Source organism: Klebsiella sp. JN_Kp122, from assembly GCF_040062085.1.
GTDB classification, from domain to species: domain Bacteria; phylum Pseudomonadota; class Gammaproteobacteria; order Enterobacterales; family Enterobacteriaceae; genus Klebsiella; species Klebsiella aerogenes.
Genome location: NZ_JBEAHW010000036.1, coordinates 1 through 24,510, shown reverse-complemented (window position 1 = coordinate 24,510; position 24,510 = coordinate 1). Strand labels below are relative to the sequence as shown.

The 24,510-nt window shown below is 53.2% G+C and carries 23 protein-coding genes; 17 read left to right on the top strand and 6 right to left on the bottom strand.

What is annotated here, in order from left to right; genetic code table 11:
• The 6 genes from ABLU78_RS14585 (at position 1) to nhaR (ending at position 4,702) form a co-directional block, all read left to right on the top strand.
• Positions 1-519 carry a fimbrial protein BcfF gene (locus tag ABLU78_RS14585; protein ID WP_032710055.1) on the top strand — a complete coding sequence of 173 codons (519 nt, stop codon included), beginning with the start codon at positions 1-3 and terminating at the stop codon, positions 517-519.
• Positions 512-1,210 (top strand): pili/flagellar-assembly chaperone, encoded by a 699-nt coding sequence (locus ABLU78_RS14580; protein ID WP_048230093.1) that lies wholly within the window; start codon positions 512-514, stop codon positions 1,208-1,210. The genes ABLU78_RS14585 and ABLU78_RS14580 overlap by 8 nt, the downstream gene beginning before the upstream one ends.
• A gap of 58 nt (positions 1,211-1,268) precedes the next feature.
• Positions 1,269-2,108 carry a DsbA family protein gene (locus ABLU78_RS14575; RefSeq protein WP_048230094.1) on the top strand — a complete coding sequence of 280 codons (840 nt, stop codon included), beginning with the start codon at positions 1,269-1,271 and terminating at the stop codon, positions 2,106-2,108.
• A gap of 60 nt (positions 2,109-2,168) precedes the next feature.
• Complete coding sequence (locus ABLU78_RS14570) at positions 2,169-2,459, top strand: hypothetical protein (protein ID WP_015704350.1); 291 nt, start codon at positions 2,169-2,171, stop codon at positions 2,457-2,459.
• 120 nt (positions 2,460-2,579) lie between these two features.
• Positions 2,580-3,752, top strand: coding sequence for a Na+/H+ antiporter NhaA (nhaA, locus tag ABLU78_RS14565; protein ID WP_032706676.1), 1,173 nt, complete (start codon positions 2,580-2,582; stop codon positions 3,750-3,752).
• A 50-nt stretch (positions 3,753-3,802) separates the two neighbouring features.
• Positions 3,803-4,702 (top strand): transcriptional activator NhaR, encoded by a 900-nt coding sequence (nhaR, locus tag ABLU78_RS14560; RefSeq protein WP_015368331.1) that lies wholly within the window; start codon positions 3,803-3,805, stop codon positions 4,700-4,702.
• A 72-nt stretch (positions 4,703-4,774) separates the two neighbouring features.
• Here nhaR and rpsT read toward each other — a convergent pair whose 3' ends face one another.
• Entirely contained in the window at positions 4,775-5,038 is a 264-nt protein-coding gene (gene rpsT, locus ABLU78_RS14555; protein WP_002887965.1) for a 30S ribosomal protein S20, read from the bottom strand.
• A gap of 330 nt (positions 5,039-5,368) precedes the next feature.
• Between rpsT and ribF the strand changes: the two genes are divergently transcribed.
• The 6 genes from ribF (at position 5,369) to rihC (ending at position 12,176) form a co-directional block, all read left to right on the top strand.
• Positions 5,369-6,307: a bifunctional riboflavin kinase/FAD synthetase gene (gene ribF / locus ABLU78_RS14550; RefSeq protein WP_015704352.1), complete on the top strand. Its 939-nt coding sequence runs from the start codon at positions 5,369-5,371 to the stop codon at positions 6,305-6,307.
• Between the two features lie 45 nt (positions 6,308-6,352).
• The gene (ileS, locus tag ABLU78_RS14545; protein ID WP_048230095.1) at positions 6,353-9,169 is read left to right on the top strand and encodes an isoleucine--tRNA ligase; all 2,817 of its coding nucleotides are present in this window, start codon (positions 6,353-6,355) and stop codon (positions 9,167-9,169) included.
• The gene (gene lspA / locus ABLU78_RS14540; RefSeq protein ID WP_015368327.1) at positions 9,169-9,666 is read left to right on the top strand and encodes a signal peptidase II; all 498 of its coding nucleotides are present in this window, start codon (positions 9,169-9,171) and stop codon (positions 9,664-9,666) included. Before ileS ends, lspA begins: the two co-directional genes overlap by 1 nt.
• Before the next feature lie 125 nt (positions 9,667-9,791).
• A complete protein-coding gene (gene fkpB / locus ABLU78_RS14535; RefSeq protein ID WP_015368326.1) occupies positions 9,792-10,241 on the top strand; it encodes an FKBP-type peptidyl-prolyl cis-trans isomerase in 450 nt (149 codons plus the stop codon).
• Between the two features lies 1 nt (position 10,242).
• Complete coding sequence (gene ispH, locus ABLU78_RS14530) at positions 10,243-11,193, top strand: 4-hydroxy-3-methylbut-2-enyl diphosphate reductase (protein WP_015368325.1); 951 nt, start codon at positions 10,243-10,245, stop codon at positions 11,191-11,193.
• 68 nt (positions 11,194-11,261) lie between these two features.
• Positions 11,262-12,176, top strand: a complete 915-nt coding sequence (gene rihC, locus ABLU78_RS14525; RefSeq protein ID WP_045358831.1) for a ribonucleoside hydrolase RihC — start codon at positions 11,262-11,264, stop codon at positions 12,174-12,176.
• A gap of 3 nt (positions 12,177-12,179) precedes the next feature.
• Here the strand turns inward: rihC and ABLU78_RS14520 are convergent, their stop codons facing one another.
• Positions 12,180-13,118 (bottom strand): LysR family transcriptional regulator, encoded by a 939-nt coding sequence (locus tag ABLU78_RS14520; RefSeq protein WP_015368323.1) that lies wholly within the window; start codon positions 13,116-13,118, stop codon positions 12,180-12,182.
• Between the two features lie 266 nt (positions 13,119-13,384).
• Here ABLU78_RS14520 and ABLU78_RS14515 point away from each other — a divergent pair, with 266 nt between their 5' ends.
• From ABLU78_RS14515 to ABLU78_RS14500, 4 genes are all read left to right on the top strand, one after another.
• Entirely contained in the window at positions 13,385-14,440 is a 1,056-nt protein-coding gene (locus ABLU78_RS14515; protein ID WP_048230096.1) for a 4-oxalomesaconate tautomerase, read from the top strand.
• A gap of 44 nt (positions 14,441-14,484) precedes the next feature.
• The gene (locus tag ABLU78_RS14510; protein ID WP_048230097.1) at positions 14,485-15,918 is read left to right on the top strand and encodes an anion permease; all 1,434 of its coding nucleotides are present in this window, start codon (positions 14,485-14,487) and stop codon (positions 15,916-15,918) included.
• A 79-nt stretch (positions 15,919-15,997) separates the two neighbouring features.
• The gene (locus ABLU78_RS14505; RefSeq protein WP_048230098.1) at positions 15,998-17,260 is read left to right on the top strand and encodes an SLC13 family permease; all 1,263 of its coding nucleotides are present in this window, start codon (positions 15,998-16,000) and stop codon (positions 17,258-17,260) included.
• Positions 17,261-17,315: 55 nt separating this feature from the next.
• A complete protein-coding gene (locus ABLU78_RS14500; RefSeq protein ID WP_042892441.1) occupies positions 17,316-19,601 on the top strand; it encodes a hydratase in 2,286 nt (761 codons plus the stop codon).
• Positions 19,602-19,670: 69 nt separating this feature from the next.
• On the opposite strand, the gene ABLU78_RS14495 is transcribed toward ABLU78_RS14500, so the two are convergent.
• Positions 19,671-20,603, bottom strand: a complete 933-nt coding sequence (locus ABLU78_RS14495; protein ID WP_032713319.1) for a LysR family transcriptional regulator — start codon at positions 20,601-20,603, stop codon at positions 19,671-19,673.
• Positions 20,604-20,695: 92 nt separating this feature from the next.
• Between ABLU78_RS14495 and ABLU78_RS14490 the strand changes: the two genes are divergently transcribed.
• Positions 20,696-21,325, top strand: coding sequence for an alanyl-tRNA synthetase (locus ABLU78_RS14490; RefSeq protein WP_045358820.1), 630 nt, complete (start codon positions 20,696-20,698; stop codon positions 21,323-21,325).
• 5 nt (positions 21,326-21,330) lie between these two features.
• On the opposite strand, the gene ABLU78_RS14485 is transcribed toward ABLU78_RS14490, so the two are convergent.
• From ABLU78_RS14485 to ABLU78_RS14475, 3 genes are all read right to left on the bottom strand, one after another.
• Positions 21,331-22,035, bottom strand: a complete 705-nt coding sequence (locus ABLU78_RS14485; RefSeq protein WP_048230100.1) for a response regulator — start codon at positions 22,033-22,035, stop codon at positions 21,331-21,333.
• Positions 22,028-23,656, bottom strand: a complete 1,629-nt coding sequence (locus ABLU78_RS14480) for a sensor histidine kinase (RefSeq protein ID WP_048230101.1) — start codon at positions 23,654-23,656, stop codon at positions 22,028-22,030. The genes ABLU78_RS14485 and ABLU78_RS14480 overlap by 8 nt, the downstream gene beginning before the upstream one ends.
• A 255-nt stretch (positions 23,657-23,911) precedes the next feature.
• Positions 23,912-24,510 (bottom strand): sodium ion-translocating decarboxylase subunit beta (locus ABLU78_RS14475; protein ID WP_348820602.1); only part of this gene is annotated, 599 nt, incomplete at its 5' end.

The following is a 24,510-nucleotide window of genomic DNA, read 5'->3' as shown; positions in this document are numbered from 1 at the left end:
ATGATTAAAAAACTGTACCTCTGCTGGGGGCTGGCTCTGGCGGCAAGCGGTGCGCTGGCCCATGACGGCCGGGTCTACGTCACCGGAACCATTACCGACAACACCTGCACGCTGTCGCCGGATTCCGAGAACATTCAGGTCGATATGGGAACCGTTAGCAACCGCCAGTTTTATCAGGCAGGCGCCGGCGCGGAGTGGCAGCCTTTTTCGATCACGCTACAAAATTGCGGCAGCACCGCCAGCGGCGTAACGGTGAGCTTTAGCGGTACCAGCGATCCGCAAGATGGCGATTTGTTCGCGGTGAATACCGGAGCGGATACCGCAAGCGGTATAGGAATTGCGCTCTATGACAAGAATAAACAGCAAATCGCGCCGGGGGCGCAGAGCGATGTGCTGGCGCTAACCGCGGGCGCTGCGTCCGAACGTTTACAGTTTTATGCCCGCTATGTGGCTGATGGCGCCCCGGTGGCGCCGGGGGCTGCCGATGCTTCCGCGACTTTCGTACTGAGTTATGAATAGAAGACTTTTCTACTGGCCAGGGCTCTGGCTGCTGCCCGTAGCAATAAGCCATGCAGGCGTGGTGATTGGCGGCACGCGCTTTATTTATCACGCCGAGCGGACGACGCTGAGCGTTCCGCTGCGCAATACCTCGGACAGTGACTGGCTGGTGGATAGCCACGTGCTGAGCGGTGGACGCTGGCCCGGCGCCGATAATTTGTCGTCCCATAAACCGCCATTCGCGGTGACGCCGCCGCTATTTTTATTGCGCGCAGGCCAGGAGAACACACTGCGTGTCGCATGGAGCGGCGAGGCGCTGGCGCGGGACCGTGAAAGCTTGTTTACGCTGAGCATTGCCGCTATTCCATCGGGAAAAACCGGCGCCAATAGTGTGCAGATGGCATTTCGCTCGGCGTTAAAACTGATTTATCGACCTGTGGGGCTAATCGGCGATCCGCAGCAGGCCTATCGTCATCTGGTCTGGAACTTAACGGCGGATGGGCTGACGGTACGTAATCCAGGTCCCTATTACGTCACCCTCTTTTCAACCCGCGTCAACGGGTCGCCGATCGACGCTGCCGGCGTGGTCGCGCCGTTTTCTACCCGCCGCACAGAGTGGTGTCGACAAACGACGCGCTGCGCCGTGCGTTGGCAAAGCCTCAACGATGCCGGGGGCGTAATGCCGCCGGTCACGGCAACTGCGCAACGGTGATGACGATTTTATTCCGCCCCTGTGGGCATCCCCTGAACTTGATAATGAGAACTCAATAATGCGCAAACTTTCCTGTAAATCGGCGGCGTGGCTAGCGCTTGGCGGCATCATCTCTTTTTCCACGTTGGCGGCGAAGACCGACCCGGCGATAGGTGATATTGGGCCGACCGCTGAGGCGTATATCGCCAGCCATCCGGATAAAGTTGGCGAAGCGGTAGCGACCTATCTGGCGGATCATCCCGAATTCCTGATTGCCGCCAGCGAAACGCTACATCAGCGCCAGCAGGTTGCCCAGAAGCAGGCTTATGTGCAGCTGGCGCTGCAGTACCGCTCTGAGCTGCTGAGCGACAGCTCTCCCTCCGTTGGCCCGGCGGATGCTAAAGCGGCGGTGGTGATGTTTTTTGACTACCAGTGTTCCTGGTGCAGCAAGATGTCGCCCGTGGTGGAAGCGATGGTGAAATCGAATCCTGATACACGTTTTATCTTTAAAGAGTTTCCGATCTTTTCATCCCGCTGGCCGGTGTCTGGTTTGGCGGCGAGAATCGGCGAACAGGTGTGGCTGAACGATGGCGGGGCAAAGTATTTGGCCTGGCATAATGCCCTGTACGCCACGGGTAAAGTGGAGGGACAGCTCACCGAGCAGGATGTTTACGCGCTGGCGTCGCACTATCTCACCCAGCCGCAGATTAGGGCGGTTAAAACTGCCCAGCAGAGCGGGGCGGTACATGATGCGCTGCTGAGCAATCAGGCGCTGGCGCAGCATATGAACTTTTCCGGAACCCCGGCTTTTGTGGTGATGCCGCAGGCAGCGGCTCCGGATGCCGGGCGTATCTCGGTAGTGCCGGGCAGCACGTCGCAGGATGCGTTGCAGATGGCAATTCAGAAAGCTAAAGGTTAAGTCTCAGCGACCGGGGCGCTGTACCCGGTTATCAGCTTCCTCAGACCGAGGATTTGGCGTATGCAATTCAAGAAAGGCTGGTTAGGGCTGGCGGCCATTTCACTGTTCACAATTGGCGGCGCGCGGGCTCACACTGCCGGTAATATCCAATTTTTTGGCAATGTAGTTACTGAAAGTTGCTGGAACGAAACGGAAAGTAGCGAGATTTTGTGCCAGCGCGCCGATCGCATCGAACGCCACGTGATTGTGGAAAATATCACCACTTCGCTGGCTTCGGCTTACGCAACGGTGGAGAAAAGTTATCTCGATGCCGACAAGCAGCTCACTCTGCTGCGGGTGGTCTATGATTAACGGATGTCGATAAGGATCGGAAAAAGCGATCTTAATGGCAATTTAAATCTGTTTTTTTCGATGTGTTGGCGGCTGTATCATACTTTTATCGAGTTATTGACCAATAAGGTGAGAGTAAAAGTGAAACATCTGCAACGATTTTTCAGTAGCGATGCTTCCGGGGGCATTATTCTAATCTGCGCCGCCGCACTGGCGATGATTATGGCCAATAGCAGCGTCACCAGCGGTCTGTATCATGCTTTTTTAGATACCCCGGTACAGCTGCGCGTCGGCGCGCTGGAAATTAACAAAAACATGCTGTTGTGGATCAACGATGCGCTAATGGCGGTGTTTTTCCTGTTAATTGGCCTGGAGGTGAAGCGTGAGATGATCCAGGGGGCGCTCGCCAGCCGTCGTCAGGCGGTGTTCCCGGTAGTTGCCGCGATTGGCGGCATGGTGGTGCCGGCGCTTATCTATTTAGCCTTCAATGCCCAGGATCCTGTTGCGCGGGAAGGGTGGGCTATCCCGGCGGCGACCGATATCGCCTTTGCGCTTGGCGTTTTGGCGCTATTAGGCAACCGGGTACCAACGGCGTTGAAAATTTTCCTGATGGCGCTGGCTATTATTGATGACCTCGGGGCGATTGTGATTATCGCGCTGTTTTATACCAACGATCTGTCGGTACTGTCGTTGGCCGTCGCCGCTGGCGCGATTGTGGTACTGGCGGCGCTCAATCTCTGCGGCGTGCGGCGCACCGGTATCTATATCCTGGTTGGCGCGGTGCTGTGGACGGCAGTACTGAAATCCGGCGTACATGCGACCCTGGCGGGGGTTATCGTCGGCTTTATGATCCCGTTGAAGGAGCAGAATGGTAAATCGCCAGCGAAGCAGCTTGAGCATGTGCTGCATCCGTGGGTTGCGTTTCTAATCCTGCCGCTGTTCGCTTTTGCCAATGCCGGGGTTTCGCTGCAGGGCGTCACGTTCGCAGGGCTGACTTCGCTGCTGCCTCTGGGGATTATTGCCGGGCTGTTTGTCGGTAAGCCGCTTGGCATTAGCCTGTTCTGCTGGCTGGCGCTGAAGTTTAAGTGGGCCTCGTTGCCGCCAGGAACCCGCTTCCCGCAGATTATGGCGGTCGGCGTACTGTGCGGAATCGGCTTCACCATGTCGATTTTCATCGCCACGCTCGCCTTCAGTAGCGTTGACCCCGGATTGATCAACTGGGCCAAGCTGGGCATTCTGATAGGGTCGATTCTGTCAGCCATCATTGGCTACATGATTCTGCGTAAGCGCGTAACGGATCCTCACAGCGTGTAACATCATCGGGAGAGCCTGCGGGCTCTCCGGGGCATATCAGGGAGAGAAGCATGTCGCATATCAATTACAACCATTTGTACTACTTCTGGCACGTCTATCGGGAAGGCTCGGTCGTCGGCGCCGCCGAGGCGCTGTATCTGACGCCGCAGACGATTACCGGGCAGATTAAGGCGCTGGAAGAACGATTACAGGGCAAACTCTTTAAACGTAAAGGACGAGGCCTGGAACCCAGTGAGCTGGGAGAGCTGGTGTTTCGCTACGCGGATCGCATGTTCACCCTGAGCCAGGAGATGCTCGATATCGTCAATTATCGCAAAGAGTCGAACCTGCTGTTTGATGTCGGCGTCGCCGATGCGCTATCCAAGCGGCTGGTGAGCGGCGTTCTGGATGCGGCGGTAGTAGAAGATGAACAAATTCACCTGCGCTGTTTTGAATCCACCCACGAGATGCTGCTGGAGCAACTGAGCCAGCATAAGCTGGATATGATTATCTCGGATTGCCCGATTGATTCAACCCAGCAGGAAGGGCTGTTCTCGGTGAAAATCGGTGAATGCGGGGTGAGCTTCTGGTGTATGAATCCGCCGCCGGAAAAACCGTTTCCCGCCTGTCTTGAGGAACGTCGTCTGCTCATTCCCGGTCGCCGTTCCATGCTCGGGCGCAAATTGCTGAACTGGTTTAATTCGCAGGGGCTGCAGGTGGAAATTCTCGGCGAGTTCGACGATGCGGCGCTTATGAAAGCCTTCGGCGCGGCGCATAATGCGATTTTTGTGGCGCCAACCCTCTATGCTCACGATTTCTATGCCGATGAGTCGATTGTTGAAATTGGCCGCATGGAAAACGTGATGGAGGAGTATCACGCTATTTTTGCCGAGCGAATGATTCAGCATCCCGCGGTACAGCGTATCTGCAACCGCGATTATTCCTCGCTGTTTGCGCAGCCGCAAAACTAAGTACCGGCAAACAACAGACATAAAAAAACCCGCTTTCGCGGGTTTTTTTAACAAAGTTCAGCAAGCGGGCGATTAAGCCAGTTTGTTGATCTGTGCAGTCAGGTTTGCTTTATGACGCGCAGCTTTGTTTTTGTGGATCAGACCTTTAGCAGCCTGACGGTCCACGATTGGTTGCATTTCGTTAAATGCTTTCTGTGCAGCAGCTTTGTCGCCAGCTTCGATAGCTGCGTATACTTTCTTGATGAAAGTACGCATCATAGAGCGACGGCTTGCGTTGTGCTTGCGAGCCTTTTCAGACTGAACGGCGCGCTTCTTAGCTGATTTGATATTAGCCAAGGTCCAACTCCCAAATGTGTTCTATATGGACAATTCAAAGGCCGAGGAATATGCCCGTTTAGCCTTCTTTTGTCAATGGATTTGTGCAAATAAGCGCCGTTTAAGATAACGAGGCTTCATTACGTAGTGATGGCGCAAGATTCTACCAGCTTGTTGTAGTCGAATACAGTCTTTCCACCATAAAAATCGACGGCTGCGTATAGTTTTTCCTGCATTATTACGCTGAGTGAATGAATTAGCAGGATCTTTCGTAATCGAGGTGCAATCGCTGGTTAACGTCGCCTGTTGTACAAGGTATACTCGGACGATTTTCACTGTTTTGAGCCAGACATGAAGCTGATACGCGGCATACATAATCTCAGTCAGGCCCCGCACGGGTGCGTGCTGACCATTGGAAATTTCGACGGCGTGCATCGCGGGCATCAGGCGCTGCTGCAGCGCCTGCGCGCAGAGGGCCGCCAGCTCGGTCTGCCGGTTGTGGTGATGATTTTTGAGCCGCAGCCGCTGGAGCTGTTTGCCGCCGATAAAGCGCCGGCGCGGATCACGCGGCTGCGTGAGAAGCTTGGCTACCTGGCGGAAAGCGGTGTCGACTACGTGCTGTGTGTCCGTTTCGACCGGCGTTTCGCCGCGCTGACGGCGCAAGATTTCATCAGCGAACTGCTGGTGCGTCAGCTGGGCGTGCGGTTCCTTGCCGTCGGCGATGATTTCCGCTTTGGCGCTGGTCGTCAGGGGGATTTCTTGTTATTACAGAAGGCCGGGGCGGAGTACGGTTTTGACGTCACCAGTACCCAGACCTTCTGCGAAGGCGGCGTGCGTATTAGCAGCACCGCGGTGCGTCAGGCGCTGGCCGACGATGACCTCGCGCAGGCGGAAAACCTGCTGGGGCATCCGTTTACCATCTCTGGTCGCGTCGTCCACGGCGATGAGCTGGGGCGCACCATAGGTTTCCCGACGGCGAACTTACCGCTGCGTCGTCAGGTTTCCCCGGTTAAAGGGGTCTTTGCGGTAGAAGTGACAGGGCTCGGCGATAAGCCATTACCCGGCGTCGCCAACATTGGCACTCGTCCAACGGTCTCCGGCGTGCGACAGCAGCTGGAAGTTCACCTTCTGGACGTTGTAATGGACCTCTACGGTCGCCATATAGATGTAATACTGCGTAAAAAAATACGTAACGAGCAGCGTTTTGCGTCGCTGGATGAGCTAAAAGCGCAAATCGCACGAGATGAGTTAACGGCCCGCGAGTACTTTGGGCTCACCAGGCAGGGATAATCCTACTGGTATTTATCAAACCGAAATAACGGAACCGAGAATCTGATGAGTGACTATAAATCCACCCTGAATTTGCCGGAAACAGGGTTCCCGATGCGTGGCGACCTCGCCAAACGCGAGCCGGGAATGCTGGCGCGTTGGACCGATGATGACCTGTACGGCATCATCCGTGCGGCGAAAAAAGGCAAAAAAACCTTCATTCTGCATGATGGCCCTCCTTATGCGAATGGCAGCATTCATATTGGTCACTCGGTTAACAAGATTCTGAAAGACATTATCGTTAAGTCCAAAGGACTGACGGGTTTTGACTCGCCGTACGTTCCGGGTTGGGACTGCCACGGTTTGCCGATCGAACTGAAAGTCGAGCAGCAATACGGCAAGCCGGGTGAGAAATTCACCGCCGCAGAATTCCGCGCCAAGTGCCGTGAATATGCCGCCGAGCAGATCGACGGCCAGCGTAAAGACTTTATCCGCCTGGGCGTGCTGGGAGACTGGTCGCGTCCGTACCTGACCATGGACTTCAAAACTGAAGCCAATATCATCCGCGCGCTGGGTAAAATCATCGGCAACGGTCATCTGCATAAAGGCGCTAAGCCGGTGCACTGGTGCGTTGACTGCCGTTCCGCGCTGGCGGAAGCGGAAGTTGAGTACTATGACAAAACGTCTCCGTCTATCGATGTGGCGTTCCACGCGGTAGATAAAGCCGCCGTGCTGGCGAAGTTCGGCGTAGCCGACATTAACGGCCCGGTTTCTCTGGTTATCTGGACCACCACGCCGTGGACCCTGCCGGCCAACCGCGCTATCTCTCTGTCTCCTGAGTTCGACTATGCGCTGGTGCAGGTTGACGGCCAGGCGCTGATCCTGGCGAAAGACCTGGTTGAAAGCGTGATGCAGCGCATTGGCGTGGCGGATTACACCATCCTGGCGGCGGTACAGGGTTCCGAGCTTGAACTGATGCGCTTTAAGCATCCGTTCCTCGATTTCGATGTGCCGGCGATCCTTGGCGACCACGTGACGCTGGATGCGGGTACCGGCGCGGTACATACCGCCGGCGGCCACGGCCCGGACGACTACACTATCAGCCAGAAATACGGTCTGGAAATCGCCAACCCGGTTGGCCCGGACGGTTCTTATCTGCCGGGGACTTACCCGTCTCTCGACGGTATCAACGTCTTCAAAGCCAACGACATTATCGTTGAGATGCTGCGTGACAGCGGCGCGCTGCTGCACGTGGAAAAAATGCAGCACAGCTATCCGTGCTGCTGGCGCCACAAATCGCCGATCATCTTCCGCGCTACCCCGCAGTGGTTCGTCAGCATGGATCAAAAAGGCCTGCGCGCGCAGTCTCTGAAAGAGATCAAAGGCGTGCAGTGGATCCCGGACTGGGGCCAGGCACGTATCGAATCGATGGTGGCCAACCGTCCTGACTGGTGTATCTCCCGTCAGCGTACCTGGGGCGTGCCGATGTCGCTGTTCGTGCATAAAGAAACCCACGAGCTGCACCCGCGTACCCTCGAACTGATGGAAGAAGTGGCGAAACGCGTTGAAGTTGACGGCATCCAGGCGTGGTGGGATCTCGATTCCCGCGACATCCTTGGCGATGACGCTGACAGCTACGAAAAAGTGCCGGATACCCTCGATGTGTGGTTTGACTCAGGATCAACCCACTCTTCCGTGGTTGATGTACGTCCGGAATTCGCTGGTCACGCCGCGGACATGTATCTGGAAGGCTCCGATCAGCATCGCGGCTGGTTCATGTCTTCACTGATGATCTCCACGGCGATGAAAGGCAAAGCGCCATATCGTCAGGTACTGACCCACGGCTTCACCGTCGACGGTCAGGGCCGCAAAATGTCCAAGTCTATCGGTAACACCGTTAGCCCGCAGGACGTGATGAACAAACTGGGCGCCGATATTCTGCGCCTGTGGGTGGCTTCCACCGACTATACCGGCGAAATGGCGGTCTCCGATGAGATCCTCAAACGCGCCGCGGACAGCTATCGTCGTATCCGTAATACCGCGCGCTTCCTGCTGGCGAACCTTAACGGTTTCGATCCGGCAAAAGATATGGTTAAACCGGAAGAGATGGTCGTTCTGGACCGCTGGGCGGTCGGCTGCGCGCAGGCGGCTCAGGAAGATATCCTCAAAGCCTACGAATCCTACGACTTCCACGAAGTGGTGCAGCGCCTGATGCGCTTCTGCTCCATCGAAATGGGCTCGTTCTATCTCGACATCATCAAAGACCGCCAGTACACCGCGAAAGCGGACAGCGTGGCGCGTCGCAGCTGCCAGACCGCGCTGTTCCATATCGTGGAAGCGCTGGTGCGCTGGATGGCGCCGATCATGTCCTTCACCGCGGACGAAATCTGGGGCTATCTGCCGGGCGAGCGTGAAAAATACGTCTTCACCGGCGAGTGGTATGAAGGCCTGTTCGGCCTGGCCGACGACGAAGCGATGAACGACGATTTCTGGGATGAACTGCTGAAAGTGCGCGGCGAAGTCAATAAGGTGATCGAACAGGCGCGTGCTGATAAGAAAGTCGGTGGTTCTCTGGAAGCGGCGGTTACGCTGTATGCCGATGCTGAGCTGGCGGCCAAGCTCAACGCGCTGGGCGAAGAATTACGATTTGTCCTGTTGACCTCCGGCGCTAACGTTGCCGATTATGCACAGGCGCCGGCTGATGCCTGGCAGAGCGATCTGCTGAAAGGGCTGAAAGTGGTCCTGAGCAAAGCCGAGGGCGAGAAGTGCCCACGCTGCTGGCATTACACCAGCGATGTCGGCAAGGTGGCGGAACACGCAGAAATCTGCGGTCGCTGTGTCAGTAACGTCGCCGGTGACGGCGAGCAACGTAAATTCGCCTGATGAGTAAATCGATCTGTTCAACGGGGCTACGCTGGCTGTGGGTCGTCGTAGCCGTGCTGATTATCGATCTGGGCAGCAAATTCCTGATCCTCCAGAACTTCGCTCTGGGGGAGACGGTTTCGCTGTTTCCATCGCTTAATCTGCATTATGCGCGCAACTACGGCGCGGCTTTTAGCTTCCTCGCCGACAGCGGCGGCTGGCAGCGCTGGTTCTTCGCCGGGATTGCCGTTGGTATCTGCGTGGTGCTGGCGGTGCTGATGTACCGTTCGAAGGCGACGCAAAAGCTGAACAACATTGCCTACGCGCTGATCATTGGCGGCGCGCTGGGTAATCTGTTCGACCGTCTGTGGCACGGCTTTGTGGTCGATATGATCGACTTCTATGTCGGCGACTGGCATTTCGCCACCTTCAACCTTGCCGATAGCGCCATCTGCATCGGCGCGGCGCTGATTGTACTGGAAGGCTTCTTGCCTTCCAGTGATAAAAAAACATCATAAAAAATTGCCGGATGGCGACGCTAAAGCGTCTTATCCGGCCTACAGTATATATCGCCCTTTGTAGGCCCGGTAAGCGCAGCGCCACCGGGCAAACAAGCGGCGGCAATATAAAAGAGCAAACCTGCATGTCTAACTCTGTACAGAGCAACAGCGCGGTGCTGGTGCACTTCACGCTGAAACTGGATGACGGCTCCACCGCCGAATCCACGCGCGGCAACGGCAAACCAGCGCTGTTTCGTCTTGGTGATGCCTCGCTTTCCGAAGGGCTGGAGCAGCATCTGCTGGGGCTGAAAGCCGGCGATAAAACCACGTTTTCGCTGGAACCTGACGCCGCCTTCGGCGTACCTAGCCCGGACCTGATCCAGTATTTCTCTCGCCGCGAGTTTATCGACGCTGGCGAGCCGGAAATCGGCGCGATTATGCTCTTTACCGCAATGGATGGCAGCGAAATGCCCGGCGTGATCCGCGAAGTGAACGGCGATTCCATCACCGTCGACTTCAACCATCCGCTGGCCGGGCGTACCGTTCATTTTGATATTGAAGTGCTGGAAGTCGATCCGGCGCTGGAGGGGTAAGATGCAGATCCTGTTGGCTAACCCGCGCGGTTTTTGCGCCGGCGTTGACCGCGCTATCAGCATTGTCGAAAACGCGCTGACGCTGTACGGCGCGCCGATCTACGTTCGTCACGAAGTTGTCCATAACCGCTACGTCGTCGATAGCCTGCGCCAGCGTGGAGCGATTTTTATCGAACAGATTAGCGAAGTGCCGGACGGCGCGATCCTGATTTTCTCCGCCCACGGGGTTTCACAGGCGGTACGCAACGAAGCGAAGAGTCGTGACCTGACGGTTTTCGACGCTACCTGCCCGCTGGTAACTAAAGTCCATATGGAAGTCGCCCGCGCCAGCCGCCGCGGCGAAGAGTCGATTCTGATTGGCCACGCCGGGCATCCGGAAGTTGAAGGCACCATGGGCCAGTACAATAACCCCGAAGGGGGCATGTATCTGGTTGAGTCGCCGGAGGATGTGCTGACGCTGGAAGTGAAAAACGATGCCCGACTGTCGTTTATGACCCAGACCACGCTCTCCGTCGATGATACTTCTGACGTTATCGACGCGCTGCGCGAGCGCTTCCCGAAAATCGTCGGCCCGCGTAAAGACGATATTTGCTACGCCACCACCAACCGTCAGGAAGCTGTACGCGCGCTGGCGGAGCAGGCTGATGTGGTGCTGGTGGTCGGTTCGAAAAACTCTTCGAACTCCAATCGCCTGGCTGAACTGGCGCAGCGGATGGGGAAAGCGGCCTATCTTATCGACGATGCCACCGATATCCAGGAACAATGGGTTAAGTCTGCTGCCTGCGTTGGGGTAACAGCGGGCGCGTCGGCCCCGGATATCCTGGTGCAGAATGTGATTGCCCGTCTGCAGGAGCTGGGCGGCGGCGAAGCGGTGCCGTTGGAAGGCCGTGAAGAGAATATCGTTTTCGAGGTGCCGAAAGAGCTGCGTGTAGATGTCCGTGAAGTAGAATAAGTTCTTTCACCCAGCAGTATGAGAAGATGCCAGACTTAACGTCTGGCATTTTTTTTTGGGAGAAAACCATGCGCTTACCGATTATTCTCGACACCGATCCGGGTATTGACGATGCGGCGGCGATCGCCGCCGCGCTCTTCTCGCCGCAGTTGGATTTGCAATTAATGACCACGGTGGCGGGCAACGTCTCGGTGGAAAAGACGACCCGCAACGCGCTGCAACTGCTGCATTTCTGGAATGCCGATGTACCGCTGGCGCAAGGCGCGTCGATGCCGCTGGTACGTCCGCTGCGCGATGCCGCCTCGGTGCATGGCGAATCCGGCATGGAGGGCTATGATTTCGTCGAACATAACCGTCAACCGCTGGCAAAACCGGCATTTCAGGCGATCCGCGATGCGTTGATGCACGCGCCGGAACCCTTGACCCTGGTGGCCATCGGCCCGCTAACCAACATTGCCTTGCTGATAACGCAGTATCCTGAGTGCCTGTTTAATATTCGTCGGCTGGTGCTGATGGGCGGCTCGGCCGGGCGCGGTAACTTTACCCCCAACGCCGAGTTTAATATCGCCATCGATCCTGAAGCCGCCGCGAAAGTCTTCCAGAGCGGGCTGGAGATTGTGATGTGCGGGCTGGATGTCACCAATAAGGCGATGCTGAGTGCGGACTATCTGGTCACTCTGCCCACGCTCAATCAGACAGGCAAAATGCTTCATGCTTTATTTAGCCATTATCGCAGCGGCAGTATGAGCAGCGGTCTGAGAATGCATGATTTATGCGCTATTGCGTGGTTGGTTCGTCCGGATCTGTTTACGCTCAAACCCTGCTTTGTGGCGGTAGAGACGCAGGGTACCTGGACGGCTGGCGCTACCGTGGTAGATATCGAAGGGCGTCTGGGACAACCGGCCAACGCACAGGTGGCGCTGGATTTGGATGTCGCGGGTTTTCAACGTTGGGCGGCGGAGGTTTTCGCTCTCGCGCCGTGACAGTTATAGCTGCTGGTGTGAATCGACCACATTACACCATAACTCTCTCGCTTCATCCGTCCACATGAGCAGTAATAATGACGCGAAGCGTTCAGCCGCTGCGGAAAGAGGGCGGTTTTTAACGCGAATCATGCCAAGCGTGCGTCTGATTACCGGTTCGACCAGCGGCACGCTGACGACAGCGCTGTTGGCGTGATGCGGCATGGCCAGGCAGGGCAAGGCCGATATGCCAAGCCCCGCCTCGACCAGACCCAGAGAGGTGGATAAATGTCTGACTTCGTAAAACCAATCTAATTTCCATGGCTTATCCTGCAGGCAACTTTCAATCAGTTGCCGATTACCGCTCGAGCGTCTGACGCCAACTAATCTCTGCGAGACGAGCTCCCGCCATTCCACTAATTTTTTACTGGCCAGCGGATGATCCTGCCGGCAAGCCAGCACGAAGGGTTCATTAACCAGTGGGCTAAATTCGATGTCGGGATGTGTGATGAAGTTCATATTTATTCCAAAATCGACTTCGCCTTTTCTCACCGAGGCCATGCAATTTTCTATACCTTGTTCATAAATTCGAACTTTGATATGGGGGTAACGCTGATTAAATTGAACGATGGCGCGAGGTAAAAAATAAAATACCGCCGTCGGGATACAAGAAAGCGTTACCGTATCATGCACATTAGAAGTCAGGTTGCTGATGTTAAAAATGGCGGCATCAAGGCTGGCAATCAGTGACTTTGCCTTTGGAAGAAGCATTTTTCCTGCTTGAGTGAGCATGATTTTTCGGGTGGTTCGTTCGAAAAGGGCTGTATTGAGGTTACTTTCTATTTTTTGTATTTTGCGGGTCAATGCGGGTTGCGTCAGGTTAAGTACCTCTGCCGCTTTGCTAAATGAACCCAGCTCGGCAACAGTGACAAAAGCTTTCATTCCGGATAGTTCATTGTTCATTGCTGCTCCGTAATCAGAAATAAATAATTTATATATAGAATGGCTCTGTTAATTATTGCCATGACGATAGTTGTTATTAATGTTTTGTAGGTATAAGTCTTATTTTTATATTTTATCAATCACTATCTTCCTTGCAAGTAGAATCAGATGGTAAACGGTTGTGCGAGTAAATGAATAATAAAGTAAATAAAAAACTTTAAATACATTAAGTGCATTAAATTCACGCCCCGTTTATTTAATCTTTTTATATTTGTAAGGAACATGTTATGAAACAAATTCCGTGTGTTCTCATGCGTGGTGGAACATCAAAAGGCGCTTTCCTGTTAGCAGATGATCTACCAGAAGATATTCAAAAACGTGATGAAACATTATTAACTATCATGGGTTCTGGCCATGAACTGGAAATTGATGGCATTGGCGGCGGGAGTCCGCAAACCAGTAAAGTGGCTATTGTCAGTAGATCGACCAGCCAGCAAGCGGATATTGACTACTTATTTGTACAGGTCATTGTCAATGAGCGACGGGTTGATACTACGCCTAATTGCGGCAACATGCTGTGCGCAGTCGGCGGGTTTGCTATCGAAAAAGGACTTGTCGCGGCGAATTCCCCGGTAACGCGGGTGCGAATCAGAAACGTCAATACCAACACCTTTGTTGACGCAGACATTCAAACCCCGGGCGGCCAGGTTGTTTATGAAGGAGATACCCATATTGATGGCGTTCCAGGGCTGGCGGCCCCGGTAGGCCTGACATTCTTAAATGCCGCCGGGGCGAAATCAGGCCAGCTTTTCCCAACCGGCAACCGGGTTGATATTTTGGATGATATTCGCGTCACCTGTATCGATATGGCGATGCCGATGGTTATTATTCCAGCGCATAGCTTGGGTAAAATAGGGTATGAATCGGCGGCGGAATTAGATCAGGATAAGGAATTTTTTCAGCGCCTTGAATCAATACGTAAGCAAGCAGGCGCGGCAATGGGATTTGGCGATGTCTCGAACATGGTAATACCTAAACCAGTGCTGGTTGCCCCACCTCAACACGGTGGAACGCTGAGTGTTCGATATTTCATGCCCCACAACTGTCATAAATCGTTGGCCATAACGGGCGCTATCGGTCTGGCGAGCTCTTGTATTATTGCTGATACCGTAGTTAACGAGCTGACGAGAATATCGGGTGCGGGATTAATCAGAGTTGAACACCCTAGCGGAAGTATTGACGTCAATTTAAGTAATGCTAATGAAACTCCTGAAAATATTCGCGCATCGGTGATTCGTACCGCACGTAAAATTCTTTCTGGCATGGTTTATCTCCCTGAATAAATGCGGCTGCGCACTTATAAAATTCATTCAGGTAAGGGATTAAAATGGATAAAAAAACATTATGCAAGCTATTATTGCTTGTTGCTATTCCATTGCTTATTAGTCTATTTCCGGCCCCGGCTGGGTTGACTGAACTTGCATGGGTATTGTCAGGTATTTATCTGGCTGCAATTGTTGGTTTAGTGATTAAACCATTTTCTGAACCAGTCATACTGTTAGTCGCTGTGGCTGCCTCCATGGTTGTCATTGGCAATTTAGGTGATGGTTCAATAAAATCATCGAGCGTATTAAGTGGCTATGCATCAGGTACCACCTGGTTGGTGTTTTCTGCATTTACCTTAAGTGCCGCTTTTGTTATTACTGGTTTAGGTAAACGGATTGCATATATTCTTATTGGCAAGATAGGGAGTACCACACTTGGCTTAGGCTATGTTACCGCCTTTCTGGATCTGATTCTTTCACCCGCGACACCGTCGAATACGGCCCGTGCTGGCGGTATCGTATTACCTATCATCAATAGCGTGGCTGTCGCGCTAGGATCGGAACCAGAGCATACGGCAAAACGCGTTGGTCATTATTTAATGATGAACGTCTATATGGTTACCAAAACCACCAGTTATATGTTCTTTACCGCCATGGCGGGTAATATCCTGGCGCTCAAAATGATTGAGGATATTTGCCATATCAAATTGAGCTGGGGCGGATGGGCATTGGCTGGCATATTGCCAGGCTTAATCATGCTGTTACTGACACCGCTTATAACCTATAAGCTATACCCGCCCGAATTAAAAAAAGTAGATAATAAAGCCATTGCCAAAGAAGGTCTTGAGTCTTTAGGGCCGATGACCTTACGTGAAAAAATGCTCTCCTGCTTGTTTGTGATGGCGTTAGCGGGTTGGGTATTTAGCACTTCTCTTGGGGTTAATGAATCAACGGTGGCGATTTGCGTCATGGCGTTGATGCTGATATTAAAAATTGTTACCTGGGATGATGTCATTAAAAATAAAGGTGGCTGGAACACGCTAATTTGGTACGGCGGTATCATTGGTTTGAGTTCTTTGCTTTCCAAAGTTGGTTTTTTCTTGTGGTTGGCCGAGTTACTGAAAGATAACATTTCATTTGGTAGCCATAGCACGCTGGCATTCGTTGTCATCGTCGCGTTGAGTATACTGGTTCGTTATTTCTTTGCCTCGGGCAGCGCCTATATTGTGGCGATGGTTCCGGTCTTTGCCATGCTGGCGAATGTTTCCGGTGCGCCAGTTATGCTAACCGCGTTAGCGCTGCTGTTTAGTAATTCCTATGGCGGTATGGTCACCCATTATGGTGGTGCGGCTGGCCCGGTTATATTTGGGGTTGGTTATAATGATATTAAATCCTGGTGGATTGTTGGCGGTATATTAGCGCTGTTAACTTTTATTCTGCATATCACCGTTGGGGTATGGTGGTGGGAATTATTAATGTACTGGAAAGTGATTTAACTTGAAGTTTATAAAACGCTGCATCACCTGCTTAGACTAATTATTAAATTCACACGCTGAAAAGAGGTGTTATATCTTTATGTCACCAGTAGCAATTACATTGTCACTGTTGTTATTTTCAATTGTGATGTTTGTTTGGGAAAAAATCCCTCTGGCCGCTACGGCTATGATCGTCTGTATTACTTTAGTTGTAACAGGTGTTTTTGATGTAAAAACGGCTTTTGCGGGGTTTATTAATCAGAACGTTATTTTATTTGTGGCAATGTTCGTGGTTGGCGGCGCCTTATTTGAGACAGGGGTGACGGATAAAATTGGCGGAATCGTTACCCGTTACGCTCGCTCAGAGAAGCAGCTCATCGTTATTATTATGTTGGTTTGCGGAATACTCTCTGGTTTTCTGTCTAATACGGGAACCGCTGCGGTACTGATTCCGGTGGTCATTGGTGCCGCGGTTAAGTCCGGCTATGCGCAATCCCGTTTGTTGATGCCATTGGCGTTTGCTTCAGCGTTGGGCGGAAACTTATCGCTTATTGGCTCGCCGGGTAATCTGATCGCCCAGTCAGCTCTGGAGCAAGTCGGGCAGCGCTTCGGTTTTTTCGAGTATGCCAAACTGGGTATCCCCATGCTGCTTTGCGGGATCATCTACTTTTTGACCATCGGTTATAAACTGCTGTCAGCGCAATCTGTGAGTACTGCGGGGAAATCAGAAAAGAGCAGGAAAGTTGACTGTCCAAAATATAAGCAAGTAATTGCTGTTTTAGTGTTGGTATTTACCGTACTGGGGATGATTTTTGAGAACGTCATTGGTTTGCCGATTGCGATTATCGGTTCAATTGGCGCTTTATTCTTGGTTATTACACGCGTGATTACTGAAAAACAGGCGTATCAGTCAATTGACTCGCAGACGATTTTCCTTTTTGGCGGCACATTAGCTTTAGCGAAAGCACTCGAAACCACTGGCGCTGGTGCAATCATGGCCCGCTCAATTATCGATCTGCTTGGTCAACAGGCTTCACCGTTCTTATTGTTAAGTGCCGTTTTGATTATTTCCTGCGTATTAACCAATTTTATGTCGAATACCGCAACGGCGGCCTTGCTTATTCCCATTGGCCTGTCTATTGCAAATTCAATGGGCGCTGATCCGCGAGCGGTGTTGATGGCTATTGTCATTGGCTGTTCATGTGCCTATGCGACACCGGTTGGCACGCCGGCGAATATGATGATTTTTTCCGCCGGGGGATATCGGTTTATGGATTATGTCAGAGTCGGATTACCTCTGATTGCCATCTCGGTAATTGTCAGTTTTATTTTGCTGCCGATATTCTTTCCTTTTTATTCGTAGAGTCACGAAGAAAAGAACACCGTTATTATTTAATCTATCTTAAAGGATGCTAGTCATGATCAAATTACACGATCGTGGGGTATATTTATCCCATCAGTACGGGATCATTCCGGAAGAGGAGTGCGCAAATCCTGTCGCTAAAGATATTGCGCGGAAGGGAACCATCGCCTGGTCAATACTGTCAGCACATAATATTTCTGGCGATGAACAGAAATTAAAAATAAAGTTTGATTCCATGGCTTCCCATGATATCACCTTCGTGGGCATCATCCAGACGGCTAAGGCCTCTGGAATGACGCGCTTCCCCTTGCCGTATGTTTTAACCAATTGCCACAATTCACTTTGTGCAGTGGGCGGTACCATTAACAGCGACGATCATATTTTTGGTCTTACATCAGCACAGAAATATGGCGGCATTTATGTACCGCCGCATATTTCCGTTATTCACCAATACATGCGCGAGATGATGGCCGGCGGTGGCCAAATGATACTGGGCTCGGATAGCCATACGCGTTATGGCGCGCTGGGGACGATGGCCGTCGGTGAAGGCGGCGGTGAGTTAGTTAAACAACTATTGGGAAACACCTGGGATATTGATTATCCCGAGGTCGTCGCGGTGTTTTTAACTGGCAAACCTGCCGCTGGCGTTGGCCCTCAGGATATTGCGCTGGCAATGATTGGTGCGGTATTCAAAAGTGGTTATGTGAAGAACAAAGTGATGGAGTTCGTCGGCCCCGGCGTGGCCAGTATGTCGACCGACTACAGAAACAGTATTGACGTCATGACTACCGAGACCACCTGCTTATCCTCCATCTGGCAGACCGATGAAGAGACGAAAAACTTTTTGCGGCTTCATGGTAGAGAGAAAGACTATCGGGCGCTGTCAGCCAAAGAGATGGCTTACTACGATGGCTGCATTGAGATCGATTTAAGCACCATCAAGCCGATGATCGCGCTACCGTTTCATCCTGCCAATGTCTATGAAATTGATACGCTTAATCAGAATTTGCCGGATATTTTACGCGAAGTTGAAATTGAATCTGAGAAAATCTCGCTGGGGCGCGCGAAGCTATCTCTGTTGGACAAAATAGAGAATGGCAAATTACGCGTTCAGCAGGGGATTATTGCTGGTTGCGCGGGAGGAAACTATGTCAACGTGGCGCAGGCGGCTAATGCCCTGAGGCATCATTCCTGTGGCGACAATATTTTCTCACTTTCTGTATATCCCTCCTCTCAGCCGGTGCTGATGGCGTTAACGAAAAGGGGGATGATCAATGATTTAATGAGCGCGGGCGCCATTATTCGTACCGCATTCTGCGGCCCTTGCTTTGGCGCCGGCGATACCCCGATGCATAACGGCTTGAGCATCCGTCATACGACGCGTAACTTTCCGAACCGTGAAGGTTCCAAGCCTGGTAATGGGCAAATGTCAGCGGTGGCGCTGATGGATGCGCGTTCAATTGCCGCGACGGCCGCTAACGGGGGATTGTTAACCTCGGCGGCGGAGCTTGATTGTTGGCACGAAGCTCAGGAATATGAATTTGATGTTTCCCCCTATAAAAACCGGGTTTACCAGGGATTCGTTAAAGGTGTTACGCAGCAACCGCTGATCTATGGCCCAAATATCAAAGACTGGCCGGAAATGAATGCGTTAACGGATAATATTCTGTTAGCCGTTACTTCAAAAATAATGGATCCGGTGACCACTACCGACGAACTGATACCATCAGGTGAAACATCATCGTTTCGTTCAAACCCATTAGGTCTGGCGGAATTTACCCTTTCCCGACGCGATCCGCAGTATGTGGAGCGGGCTAAAAAAATTGCCGCCATCGAGCAACAACGCGTCAATGGTGAAGATCTTTGCCGTTTAAATCCACAGCTGGAAAATATATTTTCCCAGATACGGCTGCTGCCGGGTCAGGAAAATATTACCGCGGCACAGACGGAGATCGGTAGCATGATCTATGCGGTGAAACCCGGTGATGGCTCGGCACGAGAGCAGGCGGCCAGCTGCCAGCGAGTACTTGGCGGGCTGGCAAATATTTGTCAGGAGTACGCGACCAAGCGCTATCGTTCCAATGTGATTAACTGGGGAATGCTGCCGCTGCAGATGAAAGAGGCGCCTGATTTCGAGGTCGGCGATTTTATCTATATCCCGGCAATAAAAAGCGCGCTGAAGGGCGAGTTAAGTGATATCACCGCTTTTGTCGTTAGCGACCATCGCCCGGTGCAGCCGATAACGCTGTATATGGAGAAATTAACCTCATCGGAACAAGAGATTATCAAAGCCGGTGGCCTTATTAATTATAATAAAAATCAATTAATAAACGGCCATTAATTGATTCCAATCCCTGCTGGCAGCTATTTTGCTGTCAGCAGATGAGCTTCTGGAAAATATGAACGCGTTTTAGTTGGCGGCTGACAATGTGTTGCCTGCGTTCAACGCCGGCACCTTCTCGCTAAGATAATCAATCATCACCCGCATTCTGGCGGGCATATGCTTATGTCCCGCCCACAGTAGCCACAGGTTGCCAGAGTAGCTGCTGATAAATTCCCACTCCGCCAGCACTTGCACAATTTCACCTTTTGCCAGCGCTTCGCGGGCGGTAAACAGCGGCAGACTGCCAATCCCCAGATGCTGTTTAACCGCATCGAGACGCACGGCGGTGTGGTTAGCGGCGTAGCGTCCATGCGTCTGCACCGTTTCGCTTTTGCCTTCACGACGAAATTTCCACCGCGCGTCGGCGGGCGTTTCGCCAAGGCTGATACAGCTATGCGTACGCAGATCCTGTGGGGTATGCGGCATTCCGTGGCGCTGTAAGTATTCCTCAGTGGCGCAGATGAGATGAGCGATCGGCATCAGTGGTTTGCCATGCAGGCCAGGGGAGGGGCTATGGGTGATGCGTAGCGCCAGGTCAATGCCGTCATCGATAAAATCAAGGTCGCGGTCTTCCAACCGTAAGCAGACGTCTACCTGCGGATATTGGTTGAAAAAGCTCATCATTAGCGGATGGATGACAAAGCGTCCGACGGCCTTCGGCACGCTCAGGGTGAGTTTACCTTGCGCCACCGTCTGGGTACTCCCGGCGGAGTCCATGGCCTGTCGCGCTGCTTCCAGCATTTCAAGCGCAGGTTCATACACCGCTTTCCCGGCATCGCTCAGCCGTAGTTTGCGTGTGGTTCGGTGCAGCAGCTTGCAGCTCATTTCCTGCTCCAGCCGCGAGACGCTGCGGCTCACGGCGGAGGGGGTAAGGCCGTTCTGGCGGGCGACGGCGGAAAAGCTGCCTTGCTCGACAATTTGTACAAAGAGGGCGAGGTCAGGTAGAAGATTCAAATTCATTTGTGCCCTCGGAGCAAAAGTGTATTGGTTGTAGAGGAGATTATCGCTGTCAATATTATCAATATACTGTGCTGACAGAGAGGAGAACAACCATGACTGAACGTGTTTATTACGCCAGCGACGCCACCGAAGGGCGTGCTCTGATTATCGGCTGTCGCGCCGAAGCCGATGGCCGTTACGCCATTGAACTTGATCGTACGCTGTTCCATCCGCAGGGCGGCGGCCAGCCGTCGGATAGCGGCTGGATCGACGAGCAGGTCGTAATGACGGTCGCTACACGCGGCGATAGCGTACTGCATATCGTTGAGCAGCCGCTGCCGCTGGGCGAGGTGAAGATACGAATCGATGCCTCTGCGCGGCAGCTACATGCCCGCCTGCACTCAGCCGGTCATTTGCTGGGGCTGGCAGGCGAGCAGTTTGGCTGGCGGCCGGTGAAGGCGCATCATTGGCCGGGAGAGGGGCGGATTACGTTTGCTGCCGGCGCTGGCGCCGTATTACCGGAAGCCAGCGCACTGCTGGCGCAGGTGAGCGCGTGGCAGCAGCAGGATTTACCGCGCCGCATCACCTTCGCTAATGGCTTGCGCGCGGTGGGATTTGGCGAGCTACCGGCTTATCCCTGCGGCGGTACCCATGTTGCCAGTCTGGCGGCGCTGGGGAATATTGTTATCAGCCAGCTGAAAATGAAAAAAGGGCAGATGATCGTCAGCTATAACCTCGAGTAAGTGTTTCAGGCATGCTCCGGATAGGGATGTTTGCCGCGATAAATGCGCTCCGGTCGGCCGACTTTGCCATAACTGATTTCCGCTTCCAGAAAATCGTTTTTAACGCCTTGCTCCAGATAGCGGCGGGCGGTGGTTTTACTGCTGCCGAGGATGCGAGCCAGAGAGTCAGCGGTATGCACCACTTCCGGGGCGGAGAACAGCTGCAGCACGCGATGAAAGGTACTTTCATCGATCCCGCGCAGCGGCGCGCCGGCAGGTTCTGTTTGCTCGCGAGCCTGAATATTAAACAGGGCGTCGACGTGGGTCTGGCTGGCCTGTTCGCTTGAACGCAGCGAACTGCGGTAGCGGGCGAAGCGCTCCAGGGTGTGTTGTAAACGTTGATAGTGCACTGGCTTAATCAGGTAATCAAATACCCCCAGACGCAGGGCTTCACTGATGGTATCCATATGATTATCAGCGGTAATAAAAATGATTCGCCCTTTGTAGTTGGTGCTGACGGCGTGGCGAATCAGATCCAATCCCTTGCCATCAGGGAGAAAGTTATCTAACAGGATCAGCTGCGGCTGGTAGAGACGCAGCATTTTTTTTGCGCTTTCCAGTCTATCCGCAATGCCGATAACGTTGAACTGGGGGAACTGTTTGATGGTATCCACCAGGATTTCCGCCAGCATAGGTTCGTCTTCAACGATAAGAGTAGTAATGCTATCCATGATGTTCATCTCGGGTCAGGGGGATATAAAGAGTAAAGATGGTGCCAAAAGGAATATTATTTTCGACGACGATACTGCCGCCTGCTTGATCTACGTAACTGCGTACCAGCCAGAGCCCAATACCGTGATCGCCGCTGGCGCTGCTGGTGACGCCGCGTTCGAAGATCCGATCGCGTAGCGCCTCGTCAATGCCGCAACCCTGATCGGCGATCTCGACAATCAGTTCATGACCATCGCTGTTAATCAAACATTCGATCTGTTTCGATCCCAGCGGCTGGCGCAAAGTGGCATTGTAGGCGTTGTCGAGAAGATTCCCCACGATCGAGATCCATTCGCTGTGCGAAAGCGCGCCGGGAAGTTTATCGACGAAACAGGATGGGTCGAACACCAGTTCAAGGCCGAGCTCTTTGGCCCGGTAATATTTACCGATCAGTAACCCGGCAAGGTGATTATCCTGGAAATTACGCGCAATAAAATCGAGCACCTTCTGGTGGCTTTCTGACTGTTGCTGAATCAGATCCAATGCGTGATCGTAGCGTTTGAGAAACAGCAGTCCGGCGATAGTCGAGATCAAATTACGGTGTTCATGCTGTACGGCGCGCAGGTTATCGGCGTACTGTTGCACCTGGCTGAGCTGCAGGCTGAGGGTATTGATATCATCTTTGCTACGGAAACTAATTACCCATCCCTGGGGCGCATTATTTAAGATCACCGCCATACGGCTGGCGATCACTTTGATCTGATTAAAAGTGACGATCGCGTCTTTCTTATTCTCGTGAGGCGCATCGTAGAAGAAGGCCTCTTGCGAAATAACGCTGCTGATCCCTTTGCCGATTAGCGTCGGCTCTGGCTGGCTCAGATTAAGCAGACGGCGGGCGGTCTGATTTATCGCGGTTATTTTATAGTTTGAGTCTATGGCGATAAGCCCTTCAAACACCGATTCAAAGAGCACGCTTTGCTGGATGAGCAGTTGCGATAGCTGCTGGGGCTCCATATTGAGCATCTGCTTTTTGATATGCAACGAGAAGCGGCGGGCGCAATACAGCAGCAATAGCAGGATGATCGCCATCGGGATCAGTAGCGAGCTTATCTGCAGGCTGAGCCAGTTTTCTAACTGTTCAATGGTATAACCGACCGACACGATGCCGATGACTTTGCCGGTGGCGTCCTGCACCGGCGATTTACCCCGTAACGATGATCCTAGCGAACCTTTGCGTACCGAGACATAGCTTTTGGCGTTATACAGCGCCTCATCGCTATCACCACCTTCCATTGATTTACCGATTTCGTCAGGGTTGACGTGATAAAGACGCTGCCCGTTGGCGTCGCCGACGGTGATGTAGGTGGCGTCAGAGAAGGAACGCATGGGGTCGATAAGCTCTTTAATTCTGGCGAGATCGCGTTTCTGTACCGCTTCCACCAGCTCCGGCATTGCCGAAATCTGCATTGCCTGAATTAATGCCCGTTGCCCGACCTGGTAATGAAGACGTTCCTCGGTAATGTCTGTCAGATACCACGACATGCCCAGCATGACGACAGTCGAGGTAAATAAGATCAGCAGGAAGATGCGGTTTTGAAAGGATCGCCTTGCAAACCAATGGGTGATTTTGCGGGTAGACATAGGGCCGATAGACATTAAATAGTTAGTTTCCTCGTTTGGCGGCCTGCGTGCTACCAGATGGCACACAGATCCAATAATTTCAGAAAAGCACCCGTTCAAAACCATTGAATCGGGCGCTGGTGTGGTCGCCCGGATAAGGCGCCAGCCGCCATCCGGGAACCTCTCCCCGGTGGCGCTGCGCTTACCGGGGCTACAAACCGGAGCGGACCGGTAGCCCGGATAAGGCGCCAGCCGCCATCCGGGAAGGATGCCGGCTTACATCGCCAGCACGTACTTGAGCATCACCCCGGCGGCGATCGCCGAGCCGATCACCCCGGCCACGTTCGGGCCCATCGCGTGCATCAGCAGGAAGTTCTGCCCGTCCGCTTCCAGACCCACCTTGTTGGATACCCTCGCCGCCATCGGCACCGCCGACACCCCGGCGGAACCGATCAGCGGGTTGATCTTGTGTTTACTGAACACGTTCATCAGCTTCGCCATGATCACCCCGGCCGCGGTACCCACGCAGAAGGCGATCACCCCCAGCAGCAGGATCCCCAGCGTCTGCGGCTGCAGGAACTTGTCCGCCACCAGCTTGGCCCCCACCGACAGCCCGAGGAAGATGGTGACGATATTGATCAGCGCGTTCTGCACCGTATCGCTCAGCCGATCCACCACCCCGCTTTCGCGCATCAGGTTGCCGAAGCAGAACATCCCCAGCAGCGGCGCGGCGTCCGGCAGCAGCAGCGCCACCAGCAGCAACAGCACCGCCGGGAAGAGGATCTTCTCGCGTTTGCTCACCGTACGCAGCTGCACCATGCGGATCTTCCGCTCTTTGTCGCTGGTCAGCGCCTTCATGATCGGCGGCTGGATCA